Raw genomic sequence first — 6,719 nt, 5'->3', positions numbered from 1 at the left:
TCCGCAACGCTGACGCGAAGACGCGACCAAGGTTTTAGTTGTGGGTACAGTGTCCTAGTTTGAATCGAAATGACTACAACACCTACTAACAAGTAGACCTGAACAGAAATCCGGCACGGTTAGGAGCCAAACTGCAAACGGTAAACCTCTTCCTCTTGATCGGTCTCCACCTCCAAATCGGAGGTAGCATAGGCTACACACAGCAGCACAAAGCCCTGAGCCTGCAGTTCTGGGCCAATCCCCATTGCCTCTGTCTGAGTCACGGATCCCGACTTCAGCCGCCCCGCACAGGTGGTGCAAACCCCCGCCTGACAAGAGGAAGGTAGCTCTATCCCGTGTTCAAGAGCAGCTTGTAAAACCGTCTGATCCGCAGAGGCGGGGAAGCGGTAGGTTTGGCCGCGGTGATGAAGGGTTACTTGATAAGCCGTAGCAGACATCAGGAACGGGCTCCCGACGGAGTACGGGTCACCGTCAGAGACTGTGGCTGGCGCATTTTCTTCACCAGAGCCTGGATCTTTTTGGCTCCTTCCTTTTGCAGGTCGGCGATGTAGTGGCCTTTGAGCCGCTCCGCCTCAGCTTCATCGGAGAAGGGGCCGTAGTAGTAGGTGCAGTCCTCGGTGGTGATCTCGATCCAGACCGACAGGCCGCGCAGCTTATCCAACAGACTGACCAAAGGGTTGCTCACGGGATCCATCCCCCATTATCAAGTCTAGCAATCATTGGATGTCCTTTTGCAATCCCCTAGATTCTACTACTTTTATTGACGATTTGTTGAGGAATGTATCAACCTCAGGGCGTTTGAGGTGGTGGGGAGAGCGCTGCCGGTGGATTTCGTAGAGAGCAATGCCGGCGGCCACAGAAGCATTCAAGCTTTCAGTACGGCCTGCCAAGGGAATGGACAGCAGTTGGTCACAATGGCGTTGTGTGAGCAGGCTAATCCCTTCCCCCTCGGATCCCACCACCAAGGCAATGGGCCGTTGAAAATCGGCTCTATAGATGAGGTCAGTCCCTCGGCTGGTGGTGCCATAAACCCAAAACCCCTGCTCTTTGAGGTATTCCAAAGCCCGATTCAAATTCACCACCCGCGCCACCGGCAAGGTGGAGAGGGCTCCCGCCGCTACCTTCATCACCGTCGAGGTTACCCCTGCTGCCCGCCGTTGTGGGATCACCATCCCCTGCATGCCAAAAGCCTCCACACTACGGGCAATGGCTCCCAAGTTATGGGGATCCTGGATCCCGTCTAGGACTACCAGCACTGGATTGGGGCTGGCCTGCCGGCTTCTTTCCACCAAATCCTCCAGGGCCACGTACTGATAAGGCGTGGCTTGGGCAGCGATACCCTGGTGGTTGGCGCCAGCCGTGAGGGCGTTCAGCCGCTTTGGAGACACTTCGTCGATAACGGTGCCCCGCGCTTTGGCTTCTTCCAACAGAGACAAAAATTGGGGGCTGTAGCGCAACTTCGGCAAGATCCAAACCCGATTGAGGGTGGCTTGACTTTTCAAAGCAGCCAGTACTGTCTGGCGACCGTAGATAATCTCTTGCTCCAGCTCGGTCTCCGGATTCCCGTCGGCCTGAGGCTGAACTTCCCCTGGCAAGATCCCTGTCTCGCCAGTAGAGAGGCCGGGATCCAGCTCGCCTACTGGTTGAGGAGCCATCTTGCCTTGGGGCCACTGCCGTTGCGCGTCGCGACGGATGGGCTTCACTGGAGCCTCTCGGAGGGCAAGCTTAGGATCCCTGTCTCGGCGTTTGGGCCGCTGTACCCGCTTGCTGACGGATTGCCCTGCCCCTCGCCGCTGCGGTTTGCCCGAGCGAGACAGCCGTGAAGCAGGTTTGCGCTGAGAAGTCTTGGGCATGGGCGTGGAAGATGGAAAGACGGAAAGACTATCCTAACCTTCCCACTCGCCTAGGGTCTCAGCCAAAACATCAGTGAGGGCGAGGATATGGCGCAGCCGTTCGGGATTGGCCAGGTAGAGATAGCCCAGAACTGTTTCCAGGCCGCTGGCGTTTTGGTAATCGGCCAGAGGCAGATGCCGGGGTGGGCGACCGCAGCCATTGCGACCCCAGCGGACAATTTCCTGCTCTTCGGGGTTGAGATGGGGCAACAGGGCCAACAGCAGCTTAGCCTGAGCCGAGCCGCGCACCCGCCTCACCACCTGCTGATGATAGCGCTCCAGTCGATCCGGAGGAAATAGCCGTTGCCGCCGCACATGCAGTTCGTAAATGGCGTCTCCCAAGTAGGCCAAGGCTGCGGGCGATAGGCGGCGAATCTCGGCCAAGGAGGGCCTTTCGGAAGTGGGCTCGAACAGCAGATCGTTCACAGCAGCTCACGAAAGATAGGCAGAAAAATCTCTAGAACCGCTGTTATCGGCTCATTGCAGAATTCAGTCCATGCTAAGACAAGCTTCCTCTGGTCTGCCAGCCCGACCCACCCTCTTTGCTGCCTTGCAGGTGATTTGGATCACGAGGCCCAAAGAGAAAAGGTGCTATCGAGTAGACAGGGCAAAGCCGGTGAAGGGGCCGATGTTATGAGCCTTGAAAAGCAAGTTGGAGCCACTGCCAAGAATCTGGAGAGCAAAATCCAGGAAATTGTGGGTGAGCTGGCCAGCGATCAGCGTGAAAGGCTGGAAGGTAAGGCCGAGCAAACAAAGGCAGCCACCCACCCTGGAGTCGAGGATGCTCGAGAAGCGATTAAAGACGTTGTGGATGATCCAACGGATGGCCAATAGCTCCAGTTAAGATGCGGGGACAAGGAGATCTGCATTCAGCAAAAGCAGGTAGGCGACGACCGCCCCCCCCATACCCCCTACCAAAAAGCCGGCAGCCAATTCGCTCCAAGATTGGGATCCCCCTACCGGCCCTATGTTGCGCTGCGAAGTGACAGTGCCGTAGAGAGAAAGGGCCGCCGTCAGAATCAAGATCAGGCCACAGGCTCCCAAAAAGCCGCTCAGCAGACCGATGGGCTCGTTGCGCAGCGGCCCCAGCTTGGCAAAGGGGCCTACCAGCCAATAGCCGTGGGCCATACCGATTTCCAAGCCCCGCCAAATGGAACTCAATCCCGGTCGGTTGATGGGCAGCCAGTCGATCAACAGCCGGACAACAGGCGCGTGGTTGATCGGTGTCCAGAGATCCCCAATTTGCGGATCTCCCTCAGGGACGGTGACGTATCCCTTATTCATGTTCAACCTATTCAACGGAGCAGGATCGGCATTGGGTTCGACCATTTCAGCAACTCTGTGTCCAGTTCAAAGGAGGATGGAAAAAAGCCTAAAAAAGCAGGGATCCCACCGGGCGTAGGTTGCGCTGGGGATCCCTGGCCTACACTCAGAACGTCAAAATGTCGGGGAAGAAGCGATTGATCTCGATGAACAGGGCAAAAACAAAGCTGGAAAACAGGATAAATGCCACCGGAGCAGTGGTGAGAAACTTGGTGAAATCAGCCATAGACGCCTCTCAAAAGTTAAATAAATCGAGTTAGAAAGCCGGGCTCAGCTCCTCAGCGGGGGGAGATGGGCACAGCCGCTTCCGGCTCTCGAATTTCGCCGCTGGCAATTTCCTTAAAAGCAGCAGCGGGCCAAGCCAAAGCCGTGAGGAAGCACCGCAGCGCCAGCGGTACATCGATCAGGCTTTCTTTCATTTCGGGGCTATCCTCATCCCGAACCGCGATCAGGTAAGAACGCCCCGCCCAGCCCAGCCAACCGGCGATATAGAGGAAAAGCAGGCCGGGGATGAGAAACTCGCCCGCATGGTTCAACCGACCATCCGTAACCAGGTGGGGCAGGCCCTCTTCGCCGCAGAGCAGCTTGCTGTAGCGCTCAAAGCGCTTGCTGGTTTGGGCCAGCTTTTGCTGGTAGACGGGAGCCATAGCAGGGCTGGCGTTGAGGATCTTCTCCTCTAGGCTGCTCAGGCGTTCGTTCATCAGGGCCTGAAAGGCGGGAACTTCGCTGCAAGGTTTCAGACCAATCAAGGGCTCTGCCTGCACAGATTGGGCGAGGCCAAGCGCGATGCAAAGGGCCAAAAGAAGGCTTAAAAAGGTTCGCATAGCAGGATGTGTCCTTGAGGTAGGGGTCTAGGATCTGTCCAAATGCTAAGGGATGCTAAGTGCAGCAACAGGCACTAAACGGTTAGTATCATACTCCTGAGCGCCTCGCCCCGACGGATCCTGAGTTTTAGCTCACACAATTCTTAATTTGAGGATCCCAAGGCTTTCCTATTCCTTTCCCCAGCTTGCTCTCCCATGCCCCGCGTCCTTGCCATCGAAACCAGTTGTGACGAAACGGCTGTGGCTGTGGTGGCGGCGGATGCAGCCTGGCCGGGGTTTGCCCCACGGCAGCTCAGCTCCGTGGTGGCCAGCCAAATCGACCTTCATGCTGCTTACGGGGGGGTGGTGCCGGAGGTGGCCTCTCGTCAGCATGTGGAAACCTTGCCCTTTGTGCTGGAGAGGGCTCTGCAACAGGCAGGATTGGAGGTGGCCGAGGTAGATGCCATTGCCGTAACCTGTGCGCCGGGCCTGGTGGGATCCCTGCTGGTGGGGCTGATGGGGGCCAAGACCTTGGCTTTGCTCCACGACAAGCCCCTGATCGGGGTGCACCATCTGGAGGGCCATCTCTTTAGCGGCTTTTTGGCCGAGCCCGATTTGCGCCCCCCCTGCCTCTGCCTTTTGGTGTCGGGGGGCCATACCAGCCTGATTTGGATGAAGGACTACGGGCAGTACCAGACGGTGGGTCGCACCCGCGACGATGCTGCCGGCGAAGCGTTTGACAAAGTGGCGCGGCTGCTGGGGCTGGGCTATCCGGGGGGACCGCAGATTGACCGCTGGGCTCAGCAGGGGGATCCGCAGCGCTTTCCCCTGCCCGAGGGCAAAGTGGAGCATCCCTACGACACAAGCTTCAGCGGCCTGAAAACGGCGGTGTTGCGCCTAGTCCAGCAGTTGCAGCAGCAAGGCCAGGAGTTGCCCATTGCCGACATTGCCGCCAGCTTCCAGGCCTGTCTGACCCATGTGCTCACCGAAAAGGCAGTGGCCTGCGCCGAGGCGCTGGGCCTCTCGACGCTGCTGCTGACGGGAGGGGTAGCTGCCAATCGAGAGCTGAGGGCCCGCCTCAGGGAAGCAGCCCGGCAAAAGGGGTTGCGGGTGGTGATCCCGCCTCTAGCCCTCTGCACCGACAATGCGGCCATGATCGGGGCAGCTGGGCTCTGCCACTGGCTGCGGGGGGAGGTCTCGCCGCTGGAGCTGGGGGTAGCCTCGCGCATGCCCCTAGAAGGGATCCCTTCCCTCTACATGGATGGGGGCGGAGCTCACAGAGAAGAACAGACGGGATCCGCCGCCCTCTGACGTTGCCTCACCTCAAGGTAGATGAGCAGCGCGTTGATGTCGGCGGGGTTGACACCGCCGATGCGGGCCGCCTGGCCCACGGTTAGCGGGCGCACCGCCGAGAGCTTATCCCGCGACTCTTTGGAGAGGGTGGGGATGGAGTGGTAGTCCAGATCGGGGGGCAGAGGGCGGTGGTACTGCTTGCTCACCTGCTCAATTTGGCTCTGCTGCCGCTGGATGTAGCCGCTGTATTTGACGGCAATTTCCGCTGCTTCCTGCTCAAAGGGATCCAGCTCCGCATCCCCCAGCCCCAGTTCCAGGAGATCGGAGTAGTGAATCTGGTTGCGGCGCAAGATCTCGGCCAGGGTGGCGGATCCCTTGATCCCCTGCCCCGTCAGTTGGCTTAGTTGGATGCCGGCCAGGTCGTGGGCCTTCACCCGCTGCGTTTCCAGGCGCTCGATTTCTGCGGCAATGCGCGCTTGCTTGGCTTGGAACAGGGCCCAGCGCCGGTCATCGATCAAGCCCCATTCTCGCCCCAGGGGGGTGAGCCGTTGGTCGGCATTGTCGGAGCGCAGGATGAGGCGGTATTCGGAGCGGCTGGTGAGCATGCGGTAGGGCTCCCGCAGTTCTTTGGTGCAGAGATCGTCGATGAGGGTGCCGATGTAGCTGGACTCCCGCGGCAGGGTGACCAGGGGCTTGCCTTGAACCAGGCGGGCGGCGTTGATCCCGGCTATGAGCCCCTGAGCTGCCGCCTCTTCGTAGCCGGTGGTGCCGTTGATCTGGCCGGCGCAAAACAGCCCCTGCACTTTTTTGGTCATCAGAGTGGGGTAGAGCTGGGTGGCCGGCAGATAGTCGTATTCCACCGCATAGGCGGGGCGCAGCATGACACACTTTTCCAGACCCGGCAGGGAGCGCAACATCTGGATCTGGATTTTCTCCGGCATGCCGGTGGAGAACCCCTGGATGTAGAGCTCCGGCAGATCCCGCCCTTCCGGTTCGATAAAAATCTGATGGCTTTCCTTGTCGGCAAAGCGGACAATTTTATCTTCGATGCTGGGGCAATAGCGGGGCCCTTTGGCCTCTACCCAGCCGCCATAGACGGGGGTTTCGTGGAGATTTTCCCGGATGATGCGGTGGGTCTCTGGGGTGGTGCGGGTCAAGTAGCAATCCATCTGCTCCCGTGGCACCCACACTTCGGGGTCGAAGCTAAACCAGCGCACATCGGGATCCCCCGGTTGCCGCTCCATGACGGAAAAATCCACGCTGCGCCGATCCACACGGGCGGGGGTGCCGGTTTTCAGCCGACCCGTCTCCAAGCCCAGTTGGTGCAGGGTGTCTGTCAGCCCTTCCACCGCAAACTCCCCCGCTCGTCCGGCAGATTGCCAGTGACGGCCAATCCAGATGCGCCCCC

10 protein-coding genes are annotated in these 6,719 nt (G+C 59.3%); 2 read left to right on the top strand and 8 right to left on the bottom strand.

Annotation, left to right across the window (positions count from 1 at the left end):
* Window positions 1–119: 119 nt before the first annotated feature.
* Genes NW815_RS09095 through NW815_RS09080 form a run of 4 tightly spaced genes read right to left on the bottom strand, consistent with a single transcriptional unit; the run spans window position 120 to window position 2,318 of the window.
* The gene (locus tag NW815_RS09095) at window positions 120–437 is read right to left on the bottom strand and encodes a 2Fe-2S iron-sulfur cluster-binding protein (protein WP_011434371.1); all 318 of its coding nucleotides are present in this window, start codon (window positions 435–437) and stop codon (window positions 120–122) included.
* Complete coding sequence (locus NW815_RS09090) at window positions 437–694, bottom strand: DUF1816 domain-containing protein (protein ID WP_011434370.1); 258 nt, start codon at window positions 692–694, stop codon at window positions 437–439. The genes NW815_RS09095 and NW815_RS09090 overlap by 1 nt, the downstream gene beginning before the upstream one ends.
* 22 nt (window positions 695–716) lie before the next feature.
* Window positions 717–1,853 carry a 23S rRNA (guanosine(2251)-2'-O)-methyltransferase RlmB gene (gene rlmB / locus NW815_RS09085; protein WP_414388290.1) on the bottom strand — a complete coding sequence of 379 codons (1,137 nt, stop codon included), beginning with the start codon at window positions 1,851–1,853 and terminating at the stop codon, window positions 717–719.
* Window positions 1,854–1,886: 33 nt separating this feature from the next.
* Entirely contained in the window at window positions 1,887–2,318 is a 432-nt protein-coding gene (locus NW815_RS09080) for a ribonuclease III domain-containing protein (protein ID WP_011434368.1), read from the bottom strand.
* A gap of 135 nt (window positions 2,319–2,453) precedes the next feature.
* Between NW815_RS09080 and NW815_RS09075 the strand changes: the two genes are divergently transcribed.
* Window positions 2,454–2,726: a hypothetical protein gene (locus tag NW815_RS09075; RefSeq protein ID WP_414388293.1), complete on the top strand. Its 273-nt coding sequence runs from the start codon at window positions 2,454–2,456 to the stop codon at window positions 2,724–2,726.
* Window positions 2,727–2,732: 6 nt separating this feature from the next.
* Here the strand turns inward: NW815_RS09075 and NW815_RS09070 are convergent, their stop codons facing one another.
* The 3 genes from NW815_RS09070 to NW815_RS09060 form a co-directional block, all read right to left on the bottom strand.
* Window positions 2,733–3,221 carry a photosystem I reaction center protein subunit XI gene (locus tag NW815_RS09070; RefSeq protein WP_414332284.1) on the bottom strand — a complete coding sequence of 163 codons (489 nt, stop codon included), beginning with the start codon at window positions 3,219–3,221 and terminating at the stop codon, window positions 2,733–2,735.
* A gap of 100 nt (window positions 3,222–3,321) precedes the next feature.
* Window positions 3,322–3,441, bottom strand: coding sequence for a photosystem I reaction center subunit IX (locus NW815_RS09065; protein WP_011434365.1), 120 nt, complete (start codon window positions 3,439–3,441; stop codon window positions 3,322–3,324).
* Between the two features lie 52 nt (window positions 3,442–3,493).
* A complete protein-coding gene (locus NW815_RS09060; RefSeq protein WP_414342216.1) occupies window positions 3,494–4,039 on the bottom strand; it encodes a Photosystem I reaction center subunit III in 546 nt (181 codons plus the stop codon).
* 195 nt (window positions 4,040–4,234) lie between these two features.
* Between NW815_RS09060 and tsaD the strand changes: the two genes are divergently transcribed.
* Complete coding sequence (gene tsaD, locus NW815_RS09055; protein ID WP_414389928.1) at window positions 4,235–5,329, top strand: tRNA (adenosine(37)-N6)-threonylcarbamoyltransferase complex transferase subunit TsaD; 1,095 nt, start codon at window positions 4,235–4,237, stop codon at window positions 5,327–5,329.
* On the opposite strand, the gene mnmG is transcribed toward tsaD, so the two are convergent.
* Window positions 5,293–6,719: tRNA uridine-5-carboxymethylaminomethyl(34) synthesis enzyme MnmG (gene mnmG / locus NW815_RS09050; protein WP_414415929.1), on the bottom strand; the 1,427-nt coding region annotated here is incomplete at its 5' end. The genes tsaD and mnmG overlap by 37 nt on opposite strands.

Source organism: Synechococcus sp. R6-7, assembly GCF_047461695.1.
Lineage (GTDB): Bacteria > Cyanobacteriota > Cyanobacteriia > Thermostichales > Thermostichaceae > Thermostichus.
The sequence above is the reverse complement of the archived record's forward strand: the minus strand, read 5'-3'. Positions and strand labels throughout refer to the sequence as shown.

Bases quoted from the DNA above. Each gene is read 5' to 3' on its own strand.
- NW815_RS09095 (WP_011434371.1), bottom strand. From the start codon at position 437: ATGTCTGCTACGGCTTATCAAGTAACCCTTCATCACCGCGGCCAAACC.
- NW815_RS09065 (WP_011434365.1), bottom strand. From the start codon at position 3,441: ATGGCTGATTTCACCAAGTTTCTCACCACTGCTCCGGTGGCATTTATC.
- NW815_RS09070 (WP_414332284.1), bottom strand. From the start codon at position 3,221: ATGGTCGAACCCAATGCCGATCCTGCTCCGTTGAATAGGTTGAACATG.
- NW815_RS09060 (WP_414342216.1), bottom strand. From the start codon at position 4,039: ATGCGAACCTTTTTAAGCCTTCTTTTGGCCCTTTGCATCGCGCTTGGC.
- NW815_RS09090 (WP_011434370.1), bottom strand. From the start codon at position 694: ATGGATCCCGTGAGCAACCCTTTGGTCAGTCTGTTGGATAAGCTGCGC.
- tsaD (WP_414389928.1), top strand. From the start codon at position 4,235: ATGCCCCGCGTCCTTGCCATCGAAACCAGTTGTGACGAAACGGCTGTG.
- rlmB (WP_414388290.1), bottom strand. From the start codon at position 1,853: ATGCCCAAGACTTCTCAGCGCAAACCTGCTTCACGGCTGTCTCGCTCG.